22 protein-coding genes and 3 pseudogenes are annotated in these 21,825 nt (G+C 64.6%); 9 read left to right on the top strand and 16 right to left on the bottom strand.

Going from position 1 to position 21,825, the window contains the following annotated elements; genetic code table 11:
- Positions 1–167: 167 nt before the first annotated feature.
- Positions 168–773, bottom strand: a complete 606-nt coding sequence (locus BM372_RS00965) for a TetR/AcrR family transcriptional regulator (protein WP_090950643.1) — start codon at positions 771–773, stop codon at positions 168–170.
- A 54-nt stretch (positions 774–827) separates the two neighbouring features.
- On the opposite strand from BM372_RS00965, the gene BM372_RS00970 reads away from it, so the two are divergent.
- Entirely contained in the window at positions 828–1,331 is a 504-nt protein-coding gene (locus BM372_RS00970; RefSeq protein WP_090950646.1) for a DUF4188 domain-containing protein, read from the top strand.
- Positions 1,332–1,565: 234 nt separating this feature from the next.
- Here the strand turns inward: BM372_RS00970 and BM372_RS00975 are convergent, their stop codons facing one another.
- From BM372_RS00975 to BM372_RS00985, 3 genes are all read right to left on the bottom strand, one after another.
- Positions 1,566–2,021: an SRPBCC family protein gene (locus BM372_RS00975; protein WP_090950649.1), complete on the bottom strand. Its 456-nt coding sequence runs from the start codon at positions 2,019–2,021 to the stop codon at positions 1,566–1,568.
- 153 nt (positions 2,022–2,174) lie between these two features.
- A complete protein-coding gene (locus BM372_RS00980) occupies positions 2,175–2,447 on the bottom strand; it encodes a DNA gyrase subunit A (RefSeq protein WP_090950652.1) in 273 nt (90 codons plus the stop codon).
- 70 nt (positions 2,448–2,517) lie between these two features.
- Positions 2,518–2,772, bottom strand: coding sequence for a hypothetical protein (locus BM372_RS00985; protein WP_090950655.1), 255 nt, complete (start codon positions 2,770–2,772; stop codon positions 2,518–2,520).
- A gap of 134 nt (positions 2,773–2,906) precedes the next feature.
- Between BM372_RS00985 and BM372_RS00990 the strand changes: the two genes are divergently transcribed.
- Positions 2,907–3,209 (top strand): antibiotic biosynthesis monooxygenase family protein, encoded by a 303-nt coding sequence (locus BM372_RS00990; RefSeq protein ID WP_090950658.1) that lies wholly within the window; start codon positions 2,907–2,909, stop codon positions 3,207–3,209.
- A 63-nt stretch (positions 3,210–3,272) separates the two neighbouring features.
- On the opposite strand, the gene BM372_RS21185 is transcribed toward BM372_RS00990, so the two are convergent.
- The gene (locus BM372_RS21185) at positions 3,273–3,581 is read right to left on the bottom strand and encodes a nuclease-related domain-containing protein (RefSeq protein ID WP_371261683.1); all 309 of its coding nucleotides are present in this window, start codon (positions 3,579–3,581) and stop codon (positions 3,273–3,275) included.
- Positions 3,582–4,065: 484 nt separating this feature from the next.
- Between BM372_RS21185 and BM372_RS20920 the strand changes: the two are divergent.
- The 5 genes and pseudogenes from BM372_RS20920 to BM372_RS01015 form a co-directional block, all read left to right on the top strand.
- A pseudogene (locus BM372_RS20920) lies at positions 4,066–4,213 on the top strand (IS110 family transposase); the annotation flags it as partial.
- A 493-nt stretch (positions 4,214–4,706) separates the two neighbouring features.
- Positions 4,707–5,201 (top strand): annotated as a pseudogene (locus BM372_RS01000) (MSMEG_4193 family putative phosphomutase); the annotation flags it as partial.
- Positions 5,202–5,210: 9 nt separating this feature from the next.
- On the top strand, positions 5,211–5,765 hold the full coding sequence (locus tag BM372_RS01005) for a DUF3090 domain-containing protein (protein ID WP_090950662.1): 555 nt from the start codon (positions 5,211–5,213) through the stop codon (positions 5,763–5,765).
- Positions 5,765–6,013: pseudogene (locus tag BM372_RS01010) on the top strand (phosphatidylinositol kinase); the annotation flags it as partial. The gene BM372_RS01005 and the pseudogene BM372_RS01010, both read left to right, overlap by 1 nt.
- 175 nt (positions 6,014–6,188) lie before the next feature.
- Positions 6,189–6,464 (top strand): transposase, encoded by a 276-nt coding sequence (locus BM372_RS01015; RefSeq protein ID WP_090950664.1) that lies wholly within the window; start codon positions 6,189–6,191, stop codon positions 6,462–6,464.
- A gap of 424 nt (positions 6,465–6,888) precedes the next feature.
- Here the strand turns inward: BM372_RS01015 and BM372_RS01020 are convergent, their stop codons facing one another.
- The 7 genes from BM372_RS01020 to BM372_RS01050 all read right to left on the bottom strand — a co-directional run bounded on the left by BM372_RS01020 (position 6,889) and on the right by BM372_RS01050 (position 15,236).
- Positions 6,889–8,292 carry a xylulokinase gene (locus BM372_RS01020; protein WP_090950667.1) on the bottom strand — a complete coding sequence of 468 codons (1,404 nt, stop codon included), beginning with the start codon at positions 8,290–8,292 and terminating at the stop codon, positions 6,889–6,891.
- A 35-nt stretch (positions 8,293–8,327) separates the two neighbouring features.
- Positions 8,328–9,809 carry a mannitol dehydrogenase family protein gene (locus BM372_RS01025; RefSeq protein ID WP_090950669.1) on the bottom strand — a complete coding sequence of 494 codons (1,482 nt, stop codon included), beginning with the start codon at positions 9,807–9,809 and terminating at the stop codon, positions 8,328–8,330.
- 1 nt (position 9,810) lies between these two features.
- Entirely contained in the window at positions 9,811–10,815 is a 1,005-nt protein-coding gene (locus tag BM372_RS01030; RefSeq protein WP_090950672.1) for a carbohydrate kinase family protein, read from the bottom strand.
- 39 nt (positions 10,816–10,854) lie between these two features.
- Positions 10,855–11,916, bottom strand: a complete 1,062-nt coding sequence (locus BM372_RS01035; RefSeq protein ID WP_090950674.1) for an NAD(P)-dependent alcohol dehydrogenase — start codon at positions 11,914–11,916, stop codon at positions 10,855–10,857.
- A gap of 64 nt (positions 11,917–11,980) precedes the next feature.
- The gene (locus BM372_RS01040) at positions 11,981–12,898 is read right to left on the bottom strand and encodes a carbohydrate ABC transporter permease (protein WP_090950677.1); all 918 of its coding nucleotides are present in this window, start codon (positions 12,896–12,898) and stop codon (positions 11,981–11,983) included.
- A complete protein-coding gene (locus tag BM372_RS01045) occupies positions 12,895–13,863 on the bottom strand; it encodes a carbohydrate ABC transporter permease (protein ID WP_090950679.1) in 969 nt (322 codons plus the stop codon). Before BM372_RS01045 ends, BM372_RS01040 begins: the two co-directional genes overlap by 4 nt.
- 26 nt (positions 13,864–13,889) lie before the next feature.
- Positions 13,890–15,236: an ABC transporter substrate-binding protein gene (locus BM372_RS01050; protein ID WP_090950681.1), complete on the bottom strand. Its 1,347-nt coding sequence runs from the start codon at positions 15,234–15,236 to the stop codon at positions 13,890–13,892.
- A 270-nt stretch (positions 15,237–15,506) separates the two neighbouring features.
- On the opposite strand from BM372_RS01050, the gene BM372_RS01055 reads away from it, so the two are divergent.
- Positions 15,507–16,469: an AraC family transcriptional regulator gene (locus BM372_RS01055; protein WP_090950684.1), complete on the top strand. Its 963-nt coding sequence runs from the start codon at positions 15,507–15,509 to the stop codon at positions 16,467–16,469.
- Between the two features lie 89 nt (positions 16,470–16,558).
- Here BM372_RS01055 and BM372_RS20925 read toward each other — a convergent pair whose 3' ends face one another.
- Positions 16,559–16,690 carry a hypothetical protein gene (locus tag BM372_RS20925; protein ID WP_256213978.1) on the bottom strand — a complete coding sequence of 44 codons (132 nt, stop codon included), beginning with the start codon at positions 16,688–16,690 and terminating at the stop codon, positions 16,559–16,561.
- A gap of 407 nt (positions 16,691–17,097) precedes the next feature.
- Positions 17,098–18,183 carry a redox-regulated ATPase YchF gene (ychF, locus tag BM372_RS01060; protein ID WP_090952829.1) on the bottom strand — a complete coding sequence of 362 codons (1,086 nt, stop codon included), beginning with the start codon at positions 18,181–18,183 and terminating at the stop codon, positions 17,098–17,100.
- 163 nt (positions 18,184–18,346) lie between these two features.
- On the opposite strand from ychF, the gene BM372_RS01065 reads away from it, so the two are divergent.
- Complete coding sequence (locus BM372_RS01065) at positions 18,347–19,603, top strand: DNA recombination protein RmuC (protein ID WP_090950686.1); 1,257 nt, start codon at positions 18,347–18,349, stop codon at positions 19,601–19,603.
- 24 nt (positions 19,604–19,627) lie between these two features.
- Here BM372_RS01065 and BM372_RS01070 read toward each other — a convergent pair whose 3' ends face one another.
- Together BM372_RS01070 and BM372_RS01075 are read right to left on the bottom strand one after the other, a co-directional pair.
- Positions 19,628–20,716 carry a 4-hydroxy-3-methylbut-2-enyl diphosphate reductase gene (locus BM372_RS01070; RefSeq protein ID WP_090950690.1) on the bottom strand — a complete coding sequence of 363 codons (1,089 nt, stop codon included), beginning with the start codon at positions 20,714–20,716 and terminating at the stop codon, positions 19,628–19,630.
- Entirely contained in the window at positions 20,713–21,585 is an 873-nt protein-coding gene (locus BM372_RS01075) for a hypothetical protein (protein WP_090950693.1), read from the bottom strand. Before BM372_RS01075 ends, BM372_RS01070 begins: the two co-directional genes overlap by 4 nt.
- Between the last annotated feature and the right edge of the window lie 240 nt (positions 21,586–21,825).

Raw genomic sequence — 21,825 nt, forward strand, 5'->3', positions numbered from 1 at the left:
CCGTAAAGTTCGTTACCGAGCTGCAACATTGGAGAGGTTCCGCTAGGACTCGCGTGCACAGAAAACGTTGGCGGCCCGGGTACGCCGGGCGAAAAGAACCGCAACACAGGAAAAGCCCCGATTCGAAAATCGGGGCCTTCCAGTTAATCAGTTATTACTCGGCCCGATCACGCCGGCCCGCCGGCTGCTTGAGGACTGATCTTCCCTAGTCCCAGCGAGCGGCCAATCTGCCGGATGGCGGCATCATAGGTCGCATCCCAGGTCCAGCCAGCCGCCGGTGCACCGGCCAGCTCCAGTGACACCAGCCCGTGGACTTGGCCCCACACAACGCCGACCATCGCGGCGATCTCGTCATCGGCTGCTCCGGGCAGCGCTGCGGCAACCGCGGCGAACAGCGGCGCGATCGATGGCCCGGCGGCACCCGGAGTCGGCTGGCACGGCACCTGGCCGGCCAGTGAGCCGCTGAACATCAGGCCGTAGAGGACCCGATGCTCCAGCGCCCAGGTTCGGTAGGCCCGGCCCAATGCTTCGAGGCCGGCAGCGGCGGCCTCTTGTTGGGATGCAGTAAAGGAAGCGAAGCCGTCGTCGAGCACGGCAGTCAACAGTTCCGCCTTGCCCCCGAAGAGTGAGTACACCGCCGTCGTCGACGTCCCAGCGGTAGCGGCAATACTGCGCAGCGATACGGAGGCGGCGCCGTCGCGGGCAATTAGGGAGGCTGCGGTGTCGAGCAGCCTGCGACGCAGGGTCTCATCGTGGACTATGGGTCTTGCCATAGGACCAGTATTGCATAACACTGTTCTGTAACAACGTTATGAAAGGAGAAGCGCATGTCGGAACAAGTGCACACAGGACGTTTCACTGCCGATCCCGGGGGCGGCCCGGTGACAGTCTTCCTGATCGGGATGCGCGCCAACCGGTGGTGGAAGTTCGGGAAGGTGGCACGGGTGGGGGCGGCCATGCCCAAGATGCTTGCCCACCTGGCCAAGACGCCGGAGGCCGGGTTGCTGGGCTACCAGCAATGGTTCGGGCGGACGACCATCATGGTCAGCTACTGGAAGAGCCCGGAGCATCTGCAGCGGTTCGCGGCCGACCGGTCGGCGCCGCACCTTGAGCCCTGGCGCCGGTTCATGCGCGAATCGGCCGGCACTGGTGACGTCGGCGTATGGCACGAAACCTACGAGACGATGCCGGGCGGCAGGGAAAGCGTGTATAGCGATATGCCGGTCTTCGGGCTGGCAGCGGCTACCGGCCACGTACCGGTGGGAGCGGGACTGAACACCGCACGCCAGCGTTTGGAGGCAGACGGGGCCAGCCGGGGTCTGTCCGAATGAGCCGTCTCAGCTGAGGCTCGCGGACCAACTCCCAGCACAGTGAACATCCGGCAACCAGGCATTACAGGCAAAGCAGCTGTGCAGTAGACGCCGAGTTAGATTGCAGTTCTCAGGAACACGTGCCGGGCGGGGGTCGAGTCGGGCTTGCGAGGGTGAGCGGAAGTGGCAAAAATGAGCAGCCCATTGGCAGGGTACCGTCACGACGCTATCGGGGTTGTCGCCATTCCTGACCGGTCAGGATTTCGTCGACCTAGGCCGCTCTGCCAGCTGTTTGATCGTGACGATCGCCTCCGACCACATGCCGCGCATGTCTTCGGCCCACTCGTCGGGCACTTCGAGCTCGACGACGAGAGTCGTCACCCCGTCAGTCTCGCTGAACGAATAGCTCTCGTGCAGCCCGACGGCGGGCCCTTCGCGATTCTCGACGTCGTTCTCGATATCGCCGAGATAGCGGATCGACACGAATTCGTGAGGCCGACTCTCGACGATGGTGCCGAAGAGACCGCTCGCCGTGCCGTCGTCGTTCGGACCGAGGAAGCGAATCTCGTCGCCCTCGTTCCAGCCGCCCTCGTAGGTCGATCCCTCGTGGAAGGCGCCCGTCCATACACGGTAGGAGTCGAGGTCGAGCATGACGTTCCAGACGTGCTGCGCGGGAGCATCGACGTCGACGCTGAATCGAAGATTCTCCATGCGCGATTGTAGAACCGAGGCACGCTGGCGGCGCAAGACCGCCTACAGGTCCGGTTCGTCGACGAGCGCGGCAACCCGGCGGTGTGGATTGGGGCGATGTACGTTGTCCGAGACTTCCGGCGGGCTGGCAGGTTCCTTGACCGCGCGACCATTTCAGTGCCCATCGGGCAGCCTTGATCTAAGTTCTTCTGCACGGGAAGCGATGGCCTGACGCTGGTCTCGGGTGAATCTTCTGACCTGCAGGTCGAGGACAAACCGGCTGGCCAGCTCTCCCACGCCCAACAGTTGACCCACGCGACGGATTGCTTCGTCCACGTCCTCTGAATCGTCAATCACCTGGAAGACCTCGTCGCGCCGATCCATCGCCTGCACCAGAGCCTCGAGGATCATCAATTCGTCCCTCGTCTGCCGGTCATCCTCATCCATGCCGCGATTCTTGCACGACCGGCAGTCCTTGGGGCCCTTCCGTCCAGTTGGGGGATCCTTTCCAGAACACCTATTCTGGCGGCGCCGTCGGCTGACGTTCCTGCCCACGTGCCTTCCGCTCACCGAGCCATTCATTCCGGTACGCGTCAACTTTCGCAGCCTTCTTATTACCGAAATAGGCCCCAATCAAGGGGCCGAGTCCAGCCCCAAGACCAATAAAGGAGTACTGCCACCCCTGGATCAGGCCGATGGCCACACCAAGGACGGCCGAGAGCCCGAGCGCGAAGAGAAGCGACTTGCCAGTAACGGTCCGGTTCTGAGCCATCTGTACATAATGCGGTTCGCCTGCACGGCGAACAACGGCATGCCCGGTAAAGGATCGTCGAGCGGTACCCCGGACGGCCCAAAAACCGGTCTCGTTTGGGGAACCCTCAAACGGGAATCTGCAAGACTTTCCCTATGATTACCGAACACGCGCTGCTGCCCGTCATTTCCGGCCAGGAAGAAGACTTTGAGGCAGCATTCGATCGCGCTCGTTTGATTATTGCGTCAATGCCCGGCTTTGCCTCTTTATCGCTCTCGCGCTCGATCGAAACTCCCAACACGTACTTACTTCTCGTGCAGTGGGACAGTTTGGAGGACCACACCGTTGGCTTCAGGGGATCCCCCCAGTATCAGCAGTGGCGGGAGATACTGCACAAGTTCTACGAGCCGTTTCCTTTAGTCGAACACTACGAGCTCGTGAACTCTGCTCCTCGGTAGAGCGCTCATAGGCTGGCCGTCGTCCCGGAAGGGGATACCTATTCGGGCATGATGGCCGACCGGCTAGCGGGCAGTCGCGCGGGATGATGCGAGCCCAGGCATACCGGTAGTGGAGGCGCCCGAGTGGGGAAGACGGGTCGTCCGGCTTTGGGAACCGTCCCGAATTTTGCCCAGTGGCCGCTGCAGACGTGAAGTCCCTCTACGACGTCGCGTTTCCCGTACCGGTATAAGAGCCAAACGTGAATGTCGGCCAGTGGCGGGTTCAATTCCGTCGGCATGTTGCCCGGCGTGGTTCTTGGTATTGAGGGTGAATACGCCGGCCGGACCTATCAGCACGTGGTCTACGTCGGACGCGCCCGCACCCACGGGCACGGCGTGCAGGATCGTCCACTCAGGACCAGCCGCTCGAGGATCTGCCCTACTGCTATCTCCCCGAGAGCACCCTTGTACCAGGGGTAATTGTCGGAGTCAGCGGGTCGGCGCCGAAAACACGACCGATGCGGCAAACCCTCCCGATCGGTCAGGAGCTTCTCGATCACAGCATGTCCAGCGACCCGATCGTTCACCCCGACGCGTCTAACGGTGTCATCTCTCCCTGACCCAACCGGACGTCGGGAAAATCGTTGGGGCGACCCGAGCCACCGTGTATCGGTGCCCGAGCATGGAATCCTGAGGCGACCGAGTCACCCGCCCCGAAGAGTGACGCATAGTTTTCTTGGAGACCCCTTCTCCCTTCCGGAGCCGACTGCATCAAGTACTCCGAACCCACGGGCCTGCACGCCGCGGGGCCGGTCTAACGTGCTGCGCTGGGCCAGAAACCACAGCCGAAAGGACCCCGTGAACCTCATCGAGGCGGTCTTGCGCTTACTACCAAAAGAAACGTACACAGGGAAAGAAACACAAAAGCCACCGTGATCTGCCTGGCCCGGCGCCGCTGCGACGTAATCTACTCGATGCCCAGACACGGCACCTTCTACGACGAGAAGCCCGCCCCCGCCGCTTGACCAAAAGCATAGAGACATCCCCCCACTTGACGTCTTCTTCAAGCAGCGGCGGATTCAACTCGAAGTTGCTTCCGCCTGTCAGTCCGGTGAACCAGTAAGTGACCGACATGTGCCGGTCTCTTACTGGTTTCCCTCTGCGTGAGAAATCTGTGGTGCAGCGTCCGCACTCTAGGGGTAGGTGCTCCTCGATGAGCGTCGCCAGGGACAGAGTCTACCGGCCGCCCCTTATGGCCAGCCGTGAGCATGCCGCCCGAAGACGTGCTCTCAGACACGGGAAAGCCCCTCGGACGAGGGGCTTTCAACGGATAAGTCAGTTGTAGATTGGTCTGGGTCAGCGGTGATCTGCTCCTCCTTCCCGGACGCCTACTGCGTCCATGCCGAACTGTGGACAAAATCCTAGTAATCAATCCCCCGGGTCGTCCAGAGTCAGTAACCCGCGTTTCGTCCTTCCAGACCAAAACCGGCACCTTGTTCGCGATTCCGGCCCAGCTGGGCCGGCACGCCGTACGCGCCGGCCGATCTCGATCTCACCGAGTGCGATTACGGCCAGTGGCAGGGCCGCACGCTCAGTGATCTCGCGACCGAGGATTTGTGGCCGGTGGTGCAGTCGCAACCGTCCGCCGTCGTCTTTCCCGGCGGTGAATCCATGGCCGCGATGCAGGCTCGGTCGGTGGCAGCGATTCGACGCCACGATGCAGCCTTCGAAGCCGAGTACGGGCCAGGGGCCGTGTGGGTGGCGGTGAGTCACGGTGACATCATCAAGTCAGTCCTCGCCGACGCACTCGGCATGCACCTTGACCTGTTCCAGCGCATTAACGTGGGCCCCGCTTCCGTATGGATCGTGGGCTACGGCGCTACTCGGCCGAGCGTCTACGCGACCAACACCGATGCGGGTGATCTGTCGTGGCTGTCGAACGGCATCCACTCTGGCGATGCGCCGGTGGGCGGTGGTGCAGGGCAAAAGGCGCCCTGCACCTCATGTGCCTAAAATACTGACATGCCTACACGTGTTCACGAGTTTGCCTGGCCTGATCGGGTCGTCGTTGGCACCATTGGCCTTCCGGGGGCGCGCACGTTCTACCTGCAGGTGCGCGCAGGGACGCAGATTGTGAGTATTGCCCTGGAGAAGCAGCAGTCGGCTCTGCTCGCGGAGAAGATCGACGAAATTCTCGACCAGCTCATCACCGTCGAGGGCAACCCCTTCAGCGTTCCCACGAGTACTCCCATTGAGCTTGTCGACAATGACCAGCTCGAGGCCGTTCAGGAGCAGTTTCGCACCGGAGCGATGAGCTTAGGGTGGGATCCCGCCACGGCCCAGGTCGTACTTGAGGCCCGCCCCATCACCGATGTCGATGCTGATGACAACGACGAATCCCTTGATGAGGACGGGGCTACGGAGTCCGAAATGCTGCTGGTGCGAATGCCGGTCGGTACCGCCCGCGCATTCGCCAAACGCACCCGGGAAATCGTGGGCGCAGGGCGTCCGACGTGCCCGCTCTGCGGTTACCCCATAGACGCCGACGGGCACATCTGCACCCTTCCCGAGGTCTGATGCCAGCGACGGACCTAGTGACCGCCGAGCTGACTATCACCGGCCGCATCACGACGGCTTCAAACGCTACATTTCTGGACAGCATCGGCGACGAGGTGGTCGTCTATAAGCCGATAACAGGCGAAAGTCCGCTGTGGGATTTTCCCCACGGCACCCTGGCGCACCGGGAGGTGGCCGCCTACCTGGTCTCGCAGACCTTCGGCTGGGACGTCGTGCCGCACAGCTGGCTGCGCGATGGTCCGATGGGCCCCTGAACATGGCGTCAACCAGACTTCCGGACGTGGACAAGCTGCGGCCACGTTTGCTAGGCATTGATCAGCACCGCTTCCCATCCGTCCGGTTCTTCAAGGACTCTGAAACCAAGGTCTGGAAACGCTTCGAGCCATGGATGACCACCATCGTTGACCTGGACAGGTCCTCGGCGTGGTCGACAGCCGCGACCACAAGGGCGTCGGAGAGTGGCTCTTCAAGCGCCCGTTGGAGTGGCGCCTCGGCGTGCGGGTCGTGGCGATGGACCCGCCGGCCGCGTTCCGGAAAGCGCTTCGGATGTGGCTGCCGCGCACGGCCGTCTCCGTGAACGCCTTCCACCTGGTCTTGCTCGGCAACAGTGCAAGCTCCCGGCTGATCGTTGATGCAGATATCCCAAGGTCACGGGCGACGAATCGCAGACTAGCCGTGCCGACAAACGGTCGGCGATGAACACGCGCCCGTCCTCCGACAGACACCGGTTCGATTCAGTCGGTTTAGGCGCTGGCACCGCGAAGTGGATGTATGCCGTCCGCCCGTAACCCGCCGCCTCTGTTATGTCCGTTCAGCCAGCGGTTGGCGGGTTCCGCTGGATTCCGAGGACACTGCATGCCTCGAAATTTGAATACCCTGGTTCGTCAGCTGAACATGTCCGGACGCTTCTCGACCAGACCCGCAGGCCTCATTTTCCGTAACCGGCGCACCGAACGTCCCATAAACGCGGCACCACTTTCAGCCAGTGTTGCGACGTTCGGTGGAAACCGACCTGCTACCTCCTAAGACACTGCTGTGGCGCGGACTGCAACGACCCATCTGGGCCAAATGCTCTCGCGCTTGGGTTTGCCCCGGTTCGGACGTCGCGGTGCTTTAGTGAGGCTCAGCTCGCTGGCACGGCTGCGCGGTAGCGTTGGAGCACGTCCGGTGTGGGGTCTGCCTTTATCAACCCTGTTGTTCCGGTCTTCCACGCAGGGAATGCACCGAGGAGCGCCCCGGCTGCCTGCCGCGCGGCGCCGTCAGCAACGTACTCCCCGGGTTCCGGCACGCGCACCGGTAGTCCGAAGACCGCTGCGACAATGTGTTGCACGGCCTCCGAGCGTGCGCCGCCGCCCACCAGAATGACGTTTCGAGCAGCGACGCCGACGTCGGTGAGGGCCTTGAGCCCGTCGGCCAGCGAGCAGGCCAGCCCCTCCACGGCGGCGCGGGCGAGGTTCACGGGCGTGAAGTTTGCCAGCGTCATGCCGTGCAGTGATCCGGTAGCATCCGGAAGATTGGGGGTGCGTTCGCCCTCGAAGTAGGGCACGAGCACCAGCCCTGAGGCTCCGGCGGCCGCCGAAAGGGCCAGGCGGGACAGTTCGGAATGGTCTATCCCGAGGACGCTAGCGGTGGCGTCGAGGACGCGGGAGGCGTTCAGTGTGCAGACCAGCGGCAGGAAGTGACCCGTCGCGTCGGCGAAGCCGCTGACCAACCCGGAAGGGTCGGCGACGGGCACATCGGAGGCGGCGAACACGGTGCCGGACGTGCCTATGGAAACGACGACGTCACCCAGACTGGCGTTCACGCCGAGAGCGGCGGCGGCATTGTCGCCGGCGCCTGCCCCAATCAGGACGTCGGAGGGCGTTGTGTGTTTCGAGTCCAGGGGTCCCAGGACCGTGGGCAGCGCCGGGACATGTCCCAGCGTCGCTTCGAGAACGTCGGGCAAGAACTCGCCGGTTGCGGGTGACCAGTATCCTGTGCCTGAGGCGTCGGAACGGTCGGTGCAGAGGGCTTCGATCCCCGGCGCGTCGCTGTCTGGCCCGTATCCGGCCAGCCGCCAGCTGAGCCAGTCGTGTGGAAGGCAGACCGCGGCCGTTCGGCCGGCATTTTCCGGTTCATTTTCGGCCAGCCAGCGCAGCTTGGTCGCTGTGAGCGAGGCGACCGGGACGGTGCCCGTCGTGTCTGCCCAATGGCGTTGACCGTCTGGACCGGCGTCACGGATCATGCCCTGCGCCGCGGCGGCGGACCGGGTGTCGTTCCACAGCAGCGCCGGCCGGACCACTCCCCCGGCCGCGTCCAGGCAGACCATCCCGTGTTGTTGCGCTCCGACGGAAATCGCCGCCACGTCATCGATCCCGCCCGCCTGTTCGATGGCTTCCTGGAGGGCGGACCACCATGCCTCGGGATCCACCTCGGTTCCTTCCGGGTGGGGTGCCGATCCGTGGCGCAGCAGGGCGCCGGTATCGGCGTCGCGGATGACGATCTTGCAGGACTGGGTGGAGCTGTCCACGCCGGCTACCAGGGGCATCGTTGCCTTCTTTCAGGTCAAGGGGTTCGTGCTGCCTATGAACCGGATTTCAGGGATTCCAGGGCGGCCCGGGCTCCGCGGCTATGAAGGTCATTCAGGACCCGGGTATAGGCCGTAACGAAGGATTCGTTGTCGATCAGGTCACCGAAGATTTCCCGGTTGGCGATGAACGCGAGCGGTTCCTCTCGTTGCCGGGCCGCGGCGGCCATCAGAGGCTCTTTCAGCCGGTCAACCACGTCGATGGTGTTTCCCTGTTCGTCAACGCCCTCGTCATAGCGGGCCCAGCTCGCCACAATGGCTGCGGAGCGGTGGATCTCCCCATCCTGTTTCAGGTTGATGCGGATGACCGGCAGCAGCCACTTGGGGATCCGGTCCGAGCTTTCGGCACACAGCCGGGCCAGGGTGTCCCGGATGTGCTCGTTGGAGAACCGTTCGATAAGGGTGCGCTTGTACTCGTGGAGGTCGATGCCGGGGACAGGCTGGAGGGTGGGCGTGGCTTCCTTGTCCATGTAGTCGAGCAGAAACTGGGTGAAGAGAGGGTCCTGGCAGACTTCGTGGGCGTATCGGTAGCCGGCGAGGTAGCCGAAGTAGCACATGCCCTGGTGGCTGGCGTTCAGCAGGCGCAGCTTCATCAGTTCGTAGGGTTCGACGTCGTCCACGAGCTGGACTCCGGCGTCTTCGAAGGGCGGGCGCCCGAGGCTGAAATGGTCTTCAAGGACCCACTGCTCGAACGGTTCGCACACCACCGGCCACCCGTCCTCGAGCCCGAATTCCGCGGCGACGGCCTCACGGTCCGCGTCCGTGGTGACCGGGGTGATCCGGTCCACCATGCTGTTGGGGAACGGAACATGGTCCGCGACCCAGGCGCCCAGCTCCCTGTCCTTGAGCGTTGCAAAGGCGGTGAACATTTTGCGGGCGACGTCTCCGTTGCCTTGGATGTTGTCGCAGGACATCACCGTGAACGGCTGCTGCCCCCGTTCCCGCCGCCGGGAGAGCGCTTCCGTGACGAGTCCGAAGGTGGTCCGCGGAGCCGCTCCCGGCTGCAGGTCATGGAGCACGTCGGGGTTCTCGGCGTTGAAGTCGCCTGTGACGTGGTGGAAGTTGTAGCCGCCCTCGGTGACGGTGAGTGAGACGATCCGAGTGGCCTCGGATGCCATTTTCTCGATGACGGCATCGGGGTCGTCGGGCGCGAAAAGATACTCGATGATCGAACCGACGACCCGTCCCTCGCGGGTTCCGTCGGGGTTTTTCACGACCAGGGTGTAGAGGCAGTCCTGGCGGTCCATCACCTCCTTCATGCGGGCGTCCCCGGGGAGGACCCCGACGCCGCAAATAGCCCAGTCGTGGGCTTGGCCGGTGTTCATCAGCCGGTCCAGGTACATGGCCTGATGGGCGCGGTGAAAGCCGCCGACGCCGAAGTGGACGATGCCGGCGGTCAGCGCAGAGCGGTCGTAGCCCGGTGCGGCCACGGATGCGGGAAAGGTGGCAACGCTGGTGTTGTTGAGGGTTTGCCGCATTTTATCGCTCCTGGGCCGGTGAGGGAACGGGCAGCGGACCGAGTTCTCCCGACCGTGGCGGATTTGCGCCCTTCCGGGAACAGGTGATCGCTGCTGCGCGGTTGGCGTAGGCGCCGAGGGCGTGCAGCTGATCCAGGGTCAGGGCCTTCAGCCGGTGCCTTCCGTTCGCCCCCAGCGCCTCAAGCTGGGCAAGTCCGGAGAGAAGCCCGGCCATGAAGGAGTCCCCGGCGCCCACAGTGTCTGCCACGATGATGGGTTCGGCTGCCATCTCCACGCGCCCCGTGGCGGAAATCATGACCGGGCCGGAGGCGCCGCGTGTCAGGGCCACGACTGCCGGCCCCAGTTCCAGCCAGGCCTGCAGGGTTTCCACCGGTGTCCGGTCTGGGTAGAGCCAGCTCAGGTCTTCGTCGCTGGCTTTGACGATGTCGCTGGCAGCCACGAACACTTCCGCATGCTGCCGCGCTGCGGCGGCATCGGGGCTGATTGCGGGCCGGCAGTTGGGGTCGTAGCTGATGGTGGCGTGCTCACGGGCCGCCTCCACGAGGGCTAGAGTGGCCAGGTTCCCCGGCGGGAGCACGGTCGCGATTGATCCGGTGTGGACATGGGTGGAAACGTCGACGGCGGCCAAGGCAGGCAATGATGCGCCGCTGATTTCCCAGGTGATGGAGAAAGTGTATTCGGCGGCGCCGTCGGGACCAAGCGTGGCGAGGGCAGTCGACGTCGGGGTGGCTCCGCCGTTGATGACGTGGACGCCGTTCGACTGAAGATGTTCGTCGATCACGAGCCCGTACCGGTCGGTAGCGTAGTGGGTCACCAGGCTGGTCTGAAGGCCTAGACGGGCAGCCCCCACGGCCACGTTGAGGGGGCTTCCGCCCGGGTGTGTCTCGGGCACGGTGTTTCCCCGGCGCGGGTCATCGATGAGGTCAACGAGCGACTCGCCGACGACTGTCAGGACGGTGCCCGTGGCTGCGGGGCGGGGTTCGGAGGCGGGGTAGTTTGCTGACATGGCTGCTTCCTTGCAGTAGTCGGTGATCGGTGGCGTGGGTCAGCGACCCGGGTAGACGACGGCTTTGAGCTGTCCGGCCTGCTTGCCCGCTTTGAGGGCCGCTTCGGAGTCGGCCAAGGCGAACTTTCCGGTGACCAGGACGTCCAGGTCCACCTTTCCATCCGCGATGAGCTGGATGGCCAGCGGCCAGGTGTTGGTGTAGCGGAAGACGCCGGAGAGCCAGATCTCCCGGTTCTGGATGTAGGAGACGGGGAGTTCGACGTCGTCGGCCCCGAGCCCCACCAGGATGACCCGGCCAGCCGGTCCCACGGCTTTGATGCCGGAGCGGACGGCCTGCGGGGCGCCGGAGGCGTCGATGAACGCGTCGACGTCGAGGCCTTCGACGCTGTCGGTCCTGGCGTTCAACGCATGGGTTGCGCCGTGTTCCAGGGCGAAGGCCAGGCGGTCTTCGGCGATGTCGCTGATGTAGATTTCGGTGGCGCCGTAGGCGCGGGCGGCCTGGGCGGCGATGACGCCGATGGGGCCGGCCCCGGCGATGAGCACGCGGCTGCCGGGGCGGACTTCTGCCCGTTCGCAGGCCCAGAGGCCGACGGAGAGCGGCTCGATCAGGGCTGCGGCCTCGTCGCTGACGCTGTCCGGAATGTCGTAGGCGAAGTCAGCCTGGATCGTCACGTATTCGGCGAAGGCCCCGTCGATCGGCGGGGTGGCGTAGAACTCGATGTGGGGGCATAGGTTGTACCGGCCGGCTTTGCACTGCTTGCACTTGCGGCACGGCCGCTGCGGCTCGACGGCGACCCGCCGGCCGATGCGGCCCGGGTCCACGGCGCTTCCGACGGCGGCGATCCGGCCGGACAGCTCATGGCCGAGGATCAGCGGGTGGTCCACCACGTAGTCACCGATCCGGCCGTGCTCGTAGTAGTGGACGTCGCTGCCGCAGACGCCGACGGCCGCGACCCGGACCAGGACCTGATCGGAATCGAGTTGCGGGACGGGCAGGGTTTCCATGGCCATGTCGCCCTGGCGTTTGAGGACGGCGGCGCGCATGGTGGCCGGTACTTCTGGCTGGCCGTCGGTCCGGGACTGTGCGGTTGAAGTTGTCATCGAAGTATTCCTTTGAGAATCGAGGGGGCGATGGCCGGCTATTTGACGGCGCTATCTGACGGCGTTATTTGACGGCGCCCAGGGAGAGGCCCTGGACGAGTTTGTCCTGGGCGGCGAAGCCAGCGAAGAGTACCGGCAGGGAGATCACGACGGCGGCTGCGCAGACCTTTGCGAGGAACAGGCCCTGGCCGGAGACGAAGCCGGTGAGGAAGACCGGGGCGGTGCCGGCCACCACCCCGGTGAGGACCCGGGCGAGGAGCAGTTCGTTCCAGCTGAAGATGAAGCAGATCAGGGCGGTGGCGGCGATGCCGGGCATCGCCACGGGGGCGACGACCTTCCGGAGCGTCAGCAACAGGCCCGCGCCGTCGATCTGGGAGGCCTCGAGCATTTCAACGGGCACTTCGTCGAGGAAGGAGCGCATCATCCACACGGCGATGGGCAGGTTCATCGAGGTGTACATCAGGCCCAGGAACCAGATGTTGTCCAGCGCCCCGGCGGTTTTGGCAAACAGGTACAGCGGCAGAACGGCCGCGACCACGGGCATCATCTTCGTGGAAAGGAAGAAGAACATGACGTCGGTCCACTTCTTCACCGGCCGGATCGACAGCGCGTAGGCGGCCGGGATGGCCAGCAGCAGGACCAGGACGGTGGAAAAGACTGAGGCGGTGGCGGAGTTAATCAGGGACGGCCACGGGCTGACACCGGAAGTTGCCCCGAAGAACTCCTTGTAGGCGTCCAGTGTCAGGCCGGCGGCGACGGAGGGCGGGTTCGTCGCTGCGTCGACTTCGGAGTGGAACGAGGTCAGGATCATCCACAGGACCGGTACCGCGAACAGCAGGGCCAGGAGCCAGGCGGCGACGCCGGCGGCCGTGTTGTTGCGCGTGGGGTCCATGCGCGACTTGCCGCGGCGCCGTGAACCGTTGGTGCGGGCATGCGGGGCGGGGACTGATGACCTGGGCTCGGCCGGGGTGAGCGTGCTCATCGTGCTGCCTCCTTCTTAAAGAGCGAGAATACGGTGCGGAGTGCGAAGGTCGCCACGATGATGGTGCCGATGACCACCACGACGCCGGCTGCAGAGGCCAGGCCGTATTCGTTGGCGTAGTAGAACGTCTCGTAGATGGCGTAGGGCAGGTTGGCCGTGCCCAGGCCGCCGGAGGTGATGACGAAGGTGGCGTCGAAATTCTGCACGATGTAGATGGCTCCGAGCAGTCCGCCGAGTTCCAGGTACTGGCGCAGGTGCGGCAGGGTGAGGTGGCGGAAGATTGCCCAGGGGGTGGCGCCGTCCATCTGGGCCGCTTCCACGGTGTCCATCGGGCGGGACTGCAGGCCGGCGAGCAGGATCAGCATCATGAACGGCGTCCACTGCCAGACCAGGGAGATGATGATGGCCATCAGGGGCGCCGATGACAGCAGGTCCGGCTGGGGCGGGGTGTCGGAGCCGAAGAGCGACCAGACCCAGGTGAGGGTGCCGTTGATGAGGCCGTAGACGGGGTTGAGGATTGCATGCTTCCAGATGAGCGCCGCGGCAACCGGCACTATGAGGAACGGTGCGATCAGCAGGGTCCGGGCCAGTCCGCGGCCGATGAACTTCTTGTCCAGGAGCAGGGCCAGGCCGAGGCCGAGGAGCAGGCTGATCAGGACCACTGAGACCGTTTCAACAATCGTGGTGATGATCGCCTGCAGCATGTAAGGGTCGGTGAGGACCTGGATGTAGTTCTCAAAGCCGGCGAATCCGGTCTTGTCCGGGCTCAGGCTGTTCCAGTTCAGAAACGAAATGATCAGGGTCACCACGAATGGAAGCTGGGTGACGATGATGAGGAAGATCAGGGCCGGCAGCAGCGGTGCGCGCCGTGCCCAGGCCACGGCGCGTTCGCGCGCCCTGACGTTCTTGGAAGGTTTGGCTGTGCTGCTCCCGTGCCGGGAGACGCGCGCCGTTGCGGTAGTCATGATGTTCTCCTGCGGTTCGGTGGTGATTACTTGTACTTGTCGCCGACTTTTTGGGCGGCTTCCTGGCCCTTGGCCACGGCATCCGCCACGGAGCCCTGGCCGGCGATGGCTGAGCTCACACCCTGGGAAACCCTGGTGCCGAGGGCCGCGAATTCGGGAATCCCGACAAACTGGATACCGACAGCCGGCCGCATCTGGACTCCGGGGTTTTTCGGATCGGCGTTCTCAATGGCGAAACGTTCGGCCTTGAAGAACGGCGCGGCCTGCTGGAAGTCGGCGTTCTCGTAGGTGGAGATCCGCTTGCCGGACGGGACCTTGGACCAGCCGAACTTGGATGCAACCAGTTCCTCATACTTCTTCGAACTGGCCCAGGCGATGAACTTCCCGGCGGCGTCCTGTTTCTTGGAGGCCGCCTGCATGGCCCAGGACCAGGTCCACAGCCAGCCCGAGGACTTGGTCTCCTTCACCGGAGCCTGGGCATAACCGACCTTTCCCTTCACCGGGGAGTCATTCGCTTCCAAAGCCCCGGCCGCGGAGGTGGCGTCGTACCACATGGCGACCTTGCCCTGGCTAATGTTGTTCAGGCACTCGGTGAACCCGGCCTGGGCGGCCCCCGCTTCACCGTGGTCGCGCACCAGCTTGGTGTAGAAATCAACAGCCGCGGTGAATTCCGGTGCGTTGACCTTCGCGTTCCAGTCCTTGTCGAACCAGGTCCCGCCAAACGTGTTCACCACGGTCGTCAGGGGTGCGAAGACCTGGCCCCAGCCGGGCTGGCCGCGCAGGCAGATGCCCTTCATGCCGGGAGCTGCACCGTCAACCTTGGCAGCAAGATCAGCGACCTGGTCCCAGGTGGGCTTCTCCGGCATGGTCAGGCCCTTGGCCTCGAGAATGTCTTTCCGGTACATCAGGAAGGAGGATTCTCCGTAGAACGGTTCGCCGTAGAGCTTGCCGTCCTTGCCCGTCAGCGATGCTGTGTAGGCAGGAAGGATGTCCGCCTGGTTGAACTCGGGGTCCTTGGCCACGCTGTCCAGCGACGCCAGCCAGCCGTTGGCGGAGTAGAACGGGATCTCGTAGTTGGACAGTGACGCAACATCGTACTGTCCGGCCTGGCTCGAGAACTCCTGGCTGATCTTGGCGCGGACGTCGTTTTCCGGCAGGACTGTGTAGTTGACCCTGATGCCGGTTTCCTTGGTGAAGTTATCCGCGGTGAGCCGCTGCAGGTCCTCCATCTGGGGGTTGTTCACCATCAGGACATTGATGGCGTTCGGGTCGCCTGCGGAATTGCCGCCACCGGCGCCTGCGCAAGCCGTGGCGCTGAGCGCCACGCACAGGGCGCCTGCGGCCAGTGCGGCGACGCGTATTTTTGCGCGCATTAAGGACTCCTTTGTTCTTCGGGGGGTGCGATGCTGGCCCATTCCGACTGCTGCGTCGGAGTGCGGGGCCGAAACGGGGCGAGGGGCTCGATGCCAGTTACCTTGCTGCTGTTCCTCAAGATTAGGCCTGTGGAATGGGACACAACTAGCGCCGTGGTTGCCAATTTCTGATACTAATTTTCCCCAGCCTCCCCCGGCCCAGCGCTACCCTAGGAGAAGGCAACCACCTGGCTGTCCACATTTCATGACCTGAACGCCTGGAGAACCACAATGAGCATGGCGGGCCCCAGCGACAGCGCTGACCTCATTGACAGCCCTGATCCGATTGACAGCGCGGCAGCCAGGCTTGCCGAAAGGCTGCTGGGAATGCGGGCCAACCGGGAGGTCATCCCGGAAGACCCGAACCATTCCGTCCGGTGGCACGAGCACGACTACCCAAGCCCGGTGGCACGCTGGAATTACCATCCCGAATATGAACTTCACCTGATTCGGAAGGGCACGGGAAAATTCATCGTAGGAGACCACATCGGCACGTTCGAGGCCGGGCACCTGGCTCTGGTGGGTTCGGGGCTGCCGCACGACTGGGTCAGCGACCTCGAGCCCGGAGAAATCCTCCAGGGCAGGGACGCCCTCATCCAGTTCGACGGAAAATGGGTTGACCAGGCCGCTTCAATCGTGCCGGAAATGGCCGACGTCAAACCCCTGCTGGAACAGTCCTCGCGCGGAATCGAGTTCCTCGGACGGACAGCCAAAGCCGCCGCCGATTCCCTCGAGGCCATGGGCAAGGCCACCGGATTGCAGAGGCTTCATCATCTCATTGAGGTATTTGCGATCCTGACGCGGGCACCGCAGGAGGAACGGCGCTACCTCGCCGACGAATGGTTCAGGCCACAACTGGACAGCCAGGCCGCTGCGGTAGTGGACATCGTCCTGGAGTACGTCTTCAGCAACCACGCCGGCAGCGTCAGGATGTCCGACGCTGCCGCCCTGGTCGGCATGTCAGAGCCAACATTCTCGAAGTACTTCAAGCGCGCCACCGGCCAGAACTTCAGCGACCTGGTGCGCAAGCTCCGACTGGCCCACGCCCGGCGGCTGCTGGAGCACAGCGACAAAGCCATCTCCGCCATCTGCTACGAAGTGGGATTCACCAACCTGTCCAACTTCAACCGGCACTTCCGCAACGACGTAGGATCCACCCCTCGGGCCTATCGGAGTGCTCGCCATGAACCGTGACGCGGCCGCGCGGCTGTATGCGCGCACGGATTTTTAGCCGACCAGGTCCGGCATCCCGGCACTGGTTTGAGCAATCTTCGCCTCAGCAATCACTTCGTGTTCGTGAATCCGACCATCACCGCGGCGAGTATGAGTACGAAGGTGACCCACGCCAGCGACGTCGTGCCCAGGGCGTCGAGGAGTGCCCCGCCCGGTAATGCCGCCGCCGGCGATGCCGACATTCCAAGCCGTCACCATGACAGACTGTGCGGCATCGACGGCCGGCCCGGTGCTGGGCATCATCGCCGCAGCCTGGCGAAGCTGCAACGAACCCTAGTCGACTCTGGGAAGGATACGGGTGTCCAAGAAAGACAATGCGTCAATCTTTCGGGACGGGCGGCTCGAGCACCTCAGGATTCCATACTCGGGTACCGATACACGCTGACTCGGCTCGCCCCGACGATCTTCCCCAATGTCCGTTTCCAGCAATCGGGGCCATGTTCTGTCACTCGAACATTGGCCAGTCATTCCTTGCGAGTCAAAGTGCGGGCAGCATCATTTTGATTCGGCAACCGGCGGCAAAAAGCGCATGGCCGCCAAGAACACGTGTTCTTAGCGGCCATCGCAAAAGGTCTCAGGAGGTCAGGAACTACACATTGAAGCGGAACTCCACGACGTCGCCGTCGGCCATGATGTATTCCTTGCCTTCGATCCGGACCTTGCCGCGGGCCTTCGCCTCGGCCATGGAGCCGGCCTCGACGAGGTCATCGAAAGAGACGACCTCGGCCTTGATGAAGCCGCGCTGGAAGTCGGAGTGGATCACGCCGGCCGCCTGCGGGGCGGTGTAGCCCTGGCGGATGGTCCACGCGCGGGTTTCCTTGGGGCCGGCCGTGAGGTAGGTCTGGAGTCCGAGGGTGTGGAAGCCGACGCGGGCCAACTGGTCCAGGCCGGATTCATCCTGGCCGTTCATTTCCAGCATTTCGCGCGCTTCTGCCTCATCGAGTTCCACGAGGTCGGACTCGAGCTTTGCGTCCAGGAAGATGGCGTCGGCCGGGGCCACGAGGGCGCGCAGTTCAGCCTGCTTTTCCGGGCTGCCCAGGATCCCCTCGTCGGCGTTGAAGACGTAGATGAAGGGCTTGGCCGTCAGCAGGCCAAGCTCCTTGAGGTGCTCCATCTCGAGCTTGTCGCTCTTGATCGAGGAGAAGATGGTGTCGCCGCGTTCCAGCACAGTCTGGGCAGCGAGGATGGCTGCCAGCTCGGCGGCCTCCCGCTTCTTGATCTTGACTTCTTTTTCGATCCTGGGGACGGCCTTTTCGATGGTCTGCAGATCGGCCAGGATCAGTTCGGTGTTGATCGTCTCCATGTCGGAGCGGGGATCGACCTTGCCGTCGACGTGAATGACGTCCGGGTCGTCGAACACGCGGACAACCTGCGCGATGGCCTCGGCCTCGCGGATGTTGGCGAGGAACTGGTTGCCCAGGCCTTCACCCTCGGACGCGCCTTTGACGATGCCGGCGATGTCCACGAAGGACACGGCGGCGGGCAGGAGGCGCTGGGAGCCGAAGATGCCCGCCAGCTTTTCAAGCCGGGCATCCGGCAGGCTCACGACGCCGACGTTGGGCTCGATCGTCGCGAAGGGGTAGTTCGCTGCGAGCACCTGGTTGCGGGTCAGTGCGTTGAAAAGGGTTGATTTGCCGACGTTGGGCAGTCCGACGATGCCAATAGTTAGAGCCACGAGCATATATTCTACCCGCACAGGCCCGCAGTTCCCCGCGGCGGCCGGTTCGGCCCGTGATGGGGGTTGCTGTGGGGCTGTTCCGTGCCTCTTCCATGCGCCTTCCATGCGCCTTCCGGGCGTCGAAGCCAAAACTGTCACAGGGGCATGCCAAAGTGAAGCCATGGATGCTTTCGCTGTGATTCTTGCCCTGCTCATGCTGCTCATTGGCGCCGTTGCGGGCGCCGCCGTCGTCTATGTCCTGCTCCGCCGGCGGTACGTCGCCGTGGAACAGGACTTCGACGGCGTATCGGCCCGGCTCTCCGAAGTCAGCGCCCAGTTCGCCGCCGCCGACGCCGAAAGACGCCTGCTGGCCGCCCAGAACAGGGAGCTCGGCGAGTCCCGAAACCAGGATGGCAGTGTGCTGCGGGCGTTGGCCCCGGTGGCGGAAAAGCTCGCGGCCGTGCAGCAGCAGGTGTCCCTGCTCGAACGCGACCGGCTGGAGCAGTACGGCCAGCTCGCCCAGCAGCTGCAGGAGGCCCGGCTGTCCGACGAGCAGCTGCTGCGCTCCACGCATGCCCTCGAATCGGCCCTGCGCTCCAACAGCGCCCGCGGCCAGTGGGGTGAGGTCCAGCTCCGCCGGGTGGTCGAGGCAGCAGGCATGCTTCGCCACGTCGATTTCCACGAGCAGGTCCACAGCGGGCAGGGCCACGGGGCAGGCACGGACGGCAGCCTGCGGCCCGACCTCGTGGTGCAGCTGCCCGGCGCCAAGCAGCTCGTCGTTGATGCGAAGGTGCCCCTGGCGTCGTATCTCGCCGCCCAGGAACTCGGCACGTCCCAGGCGGGCCAGCAGCCCGCCCAACTGTCCGGAAACCAGCAGCTGCACCTCGCCGCCCACGCCAAGGCCCTCAAGGCGCACGTGGACGCCCTCGGCAACAAGAAGTACTGGGACATCCCCGGCAACTCACCGGAGCTCGTCATCTGCTTCCTTCCGGCGGAGTCCATCCTGGCCGCGGCCCTCACGGCCGACCCGGCGCTGCTGGACTATGCGCTGTCCAAGAACGTCGTCCTGGCCTCGCCCGGGAGCTTGCTCGCGGTGCTGAAGGCCGTGGCGTTCACGTGGCGGCAGGACGTGCTGACGGACAGCGCCCGGGAACTCTTCGAGCTCGCCCGGCAGCTCTACGACCGGATGGGCACGCTCGGCGAGAACGTCACCAAGCTGGGGTCCTCGCTGAAGACCTCGGTGGAGCGGTACAACTCCATGGTCGGAACCCTCGAGGCCAGGGTCCTGCCCACCGCGCGGAAGCTGAACGCCCTGGAAGCCGCCGGGCTGGCCACTCCCCCCGCCGTCGAGGTCACTCCCCGGGCGGTCGCCGCCCCGGAACTGCAGCCCCGTAGCACTTCAGAAGTGCCCGACGATGCCGAGGAGTCCGCGGCCTAGGACCGTTAGCAGCCCCGTTCGGGGTTAGGACCGTTCGGTGCGGGTCCCCCGGCCGCCGAGGGCGCGGGAGACATCGCCGGCTTGCTTCAGGGTGGCGCGGAGTTCCTTCGGCAGGGAGAAGAGCAGGTCTTCCTCCGCCGTGACGATCTCCTCGACCGATCCGTAGCCGTAGTCGGCCAGGAGCCTTAGAACGTCCTTGACGAGCACTTCCGGGACGGAGGCCCCCGACGTCACGCCCACCGTGGCGACACCCTCGAACCAGGCCTCGTCCACCTCGTTGGCGAAATCGACCCGGTAGGAGGCCTTGGCACCGTATTCCAGCGCCACCTCCACGAGCCGGACGGAGTTCGACGAGTTGGCCGAACCCACCACGATCACGAGGTCCGCCATCGGCGAGATCTTCTTGATGGCCACCTGCCGGTTGGTGGTGGCGTAGCAGATGTCGTCGCTGGGGGGATCCTGCAAGGTGGGAAACCGCTCCTTGAGGAGGCGGACCGTCTCCATGGTTTCGTCCACGCTCAGGGTGGTCTGCGAGAGCCAGATGACCTTCTCGGGGTCACGGACCGTGACCTTGTCGACCTCATGCGGGCCGTTGATGATCTGGATGTGTTCGGGTGCTTCGCCGGCAGTGCCTTCGACTTCCTCATGGCCGTCGTGGCCGATCAGCAGGATGTCGAAGTCATCCTTGGCGAAGCGGACGGCTTCGCGGTGCACCTTGGTGACCAGCGGGCAAGTAGCATCGATGGTGCGCAGGCCGCGGTCCTCGGCGGACTGGACGACCGCCGGCGAGACGCCGTGGGCGGAAAAGATCAACAGGGCGCCCTCGGGGACCTCGTCGGTTTCGTCGACGAAGATGGCGCCCTTCTCCTCCAGGGAGCTGACCACGTGAACGTTGTGCACGATCTGCTTGCGCACGTAGACGGGCGGGCCGTAGTGCTCCAGGGCTTTTTCCACCGCGATGACCGCGCGGTCAACGCCGGCGCAGTAGCCGCGAGGGGCCGCCAGCAGGACCTTTTTGGGGCCGGAGACGGGGGCCGCCGCCAGCACGTCTTCCGGTGAACGCCGCCGGCGCGGAACGGATGGCATGGGAATGGAGACAGCGGTGGTGGTCATGCTCCCATGCTACCGGTGTTCGATTTGCCCCGGCTGCGGCCCTCGGCAACGCCTACAGCGACCCCCACGACCAGCAGGGCCGCCCCCGCCACGGCGGCGGCTACGATCCACTGGCCAAAGCTGGCCGAGCACGCCGCGACAAACTCGTTCTTGAAGAGCTCGGCCACATCGTTGCCGCTCGACGTTCCGGCGACGGCGGCGCCGGCAATATCGCTGCCCAGTTTCCAGAGCCCGGCGAGCACCAGCAGACCGACGCCGATGCCGGCCAGGACGGTCCCCCGGCGTCGGGCTGCAACCAGCGCGAGCACGAAGGCGATGCCGGCGCCAATCCCGACGGCATAGCCCATCGGGGCATAGGCGGTGACCTGCGCGATGAGCTGGCGCTGGTTGGACTGGCCCATGTGGATCAGCACCTGGCCAGGAGCCTGCAGCGGAAGCTTGGTCGCCTCGGAAACCCGCTTCGCCACCAGTCCAACGAGCGGCGCCACGTCCAGGGTCAGCGACGAGGTCCCGTCGGCCTCTGGCGGCAACGTGTTGGGGTCCGCAAACGTGAGCAGGTGGCTCTTACGCAGCGTCTCCGCCCAGGCATCGGAGTAGCCGGGCAGCCCGGTGAGCGACTGCGCCGCGCTGTCCAGGACCGGCTGGGCAAGTTCGGTGAGCGGTTCGGGGATCTGGGCGGCCGACGCCAAGCTGTCGACGGCGGCCGTAGCCAGCCGCTGCTGGAACGCCGGGTCCTTGCCCAGCGGCGCGGTCAGGACGACGAAGCCCTCTTCCTGGACGATGTTCTGGTCCACCCACATGGCTGGAACGGCGACGGCGGCCATCAGGAGCCCGACAAGAACGGCGGCTGCGGAGACGAAGGTGCGCAAAGGATTCCTAGGGGGTCGTTGGGATCCCATCCTATGGCCGCCCGGCGGGGCCATAAAGTCGGCACCCGGTGGTAGAGCTATGGATAGAGTTGAACGAGAGAACTCCGGCTGCCTGCCGGCCCTCCCCGCCGGGGAGCCAGCGCCGGCAGTCCCCGGCAGGACATGCGGGGTAAGGGACACGCGGTAACGGAAAACAGGCAAAGGACACGCACGCATATGCAGAAGGCACACTCCGGCTGG

This window comes from Arthrobacter sp. ov118, from assembly GCF_900116495.1.
Classification (GTDB): domain Bacteria; phylum Actinomycetota; class Actinomycetes; order Actinomycetales; family Micrococcaceae; genus Arthrobacter.

Bases quoted from the DNA above. Each gene is read 5' to 3' on its own strand.
- BM372_RS00985 (WP_090950655.1), bottom strand. From the start codon at position 2,772: ATGGCTCAGAACCGGACCGTTACTGGCAAGTCGCTTCTCTTCGCGCTC.
- BM372_RS01045 (WP_090950679.1), bottom strand. From the start codon at position 13,863: ATGACTACCGCAACGGCGCGCGTCTCCCGGCACGGGAGCAGCACAGCC.
- BM372_RS01050 (WP_090950681.1), bottom strand. From the start codon at position 15,236: ATGCGCGCAAAAATACGCGTCGCCGCACTGGCCGCAGGCGCCCTGTGC.
- BM372_RS01005 (WP_090950662.1), top strand. From the start codon at position 5,211: ATGCCTACACGTGTTCACGAGTTTGCCTGGCCTGATCGGGTCGTCGTT.
- BM372_RS00965 (WP_090950643.1), bottom strand. From the start codon at position 773: ATGGCAAGACCCATAGTCCACGATGAGACCCTGCGTCGCAGGCTGCTC.
- BM372_RS01020 (WP_090950667.1), bottom strand. From the start codon at position 8,292: ATGCCCCTGGTAGCCGGCGTGGACAGCTCCACCCAGTCCTGCAAGATC.
- BM372_RS01065 (WP_090950686.1), top strand. From the start codon at position 18,347: ATGGATGCTTTCGCTGTGATTCTTGCCCTGCTCATGCTGCTCATTGGC.
- BM372_RS00975 (WP_090950649.1), bottom strand. From the start codon at position 2,021: ATGGAGAATCTTCGATTCAGCGTCGACGTCGATGCTCCCGCGCAGCAC.
- BM372_RS01055 (WP_090950684.1), top strand. From the start codon at position 15,507: ATGAGCATGGCGGGCCCCAGCGACAGCGCTGACCTCATTGACAGCCCT.
- BM372_RS20925 (WP_256213978.1), bottom strand. From the start codon at position 16,690: ATGTCGGCATCGCCGGCGGCGGCATTACCGGGCGGGGCACTCCTCGAC.
- BM372_RS01040 (WP_090950677.1), bottom strand. From the start codon at position 12,898: ATGAGCACGCTCACCCCGGCCGAGCCCAGGTCATCAGTCCCCGCCCCG.
- BM372_RS00990 (WP_090950658.1), top strand. From the start codon at position 2,907: ATGATTACCGAACACGCGCTGCTGCCCGTCATTTCCGGCCAGGAAGAA.
- BM372_RS01025 (WP_090950669.1), bottom strand. From the start codon at position 9,809: ATGCGGCAAACCCTCAACAACACCAGCGTTGCCACCTTTCCCGCATCC.
- BM372_RS01035 (WP_090950674.1), bottom strand. From the start codon at position 11,916: ATGACAACTTCAACCGCACAGTCCCGGACCGACGGCCAGCCAGAAGTA.
- BM372_RS01070 (WP_090950690.1), bottom strand. From the start codon at position 20,716: ATGACCACCACCGCTGTCTCCATTCCCATGCCATCCGTTCCGCGCCGG.
- BM372_RS00970 (WP_090950646.1), top strand. From the start codon at position 828: ATGTCGGAACAAGTGCACACAGGACGTTTCACTGCCGATCCCGGGGGC.
- BM372_RS00980 (WP_090950652.1), bottom strand. From the start codon at position 2,447: ATGGATGAGGATGACCGGCAGACGAGGGACGAATTGATGATCCTCGAG.
- BM372_RS01030 (WP_090950672.1), bottom strand. From the start codon at position 10,815: ATGTCAGCAAACTACCCCGCCTCCGAACCCCGCCCCGCAGCCACGGGC.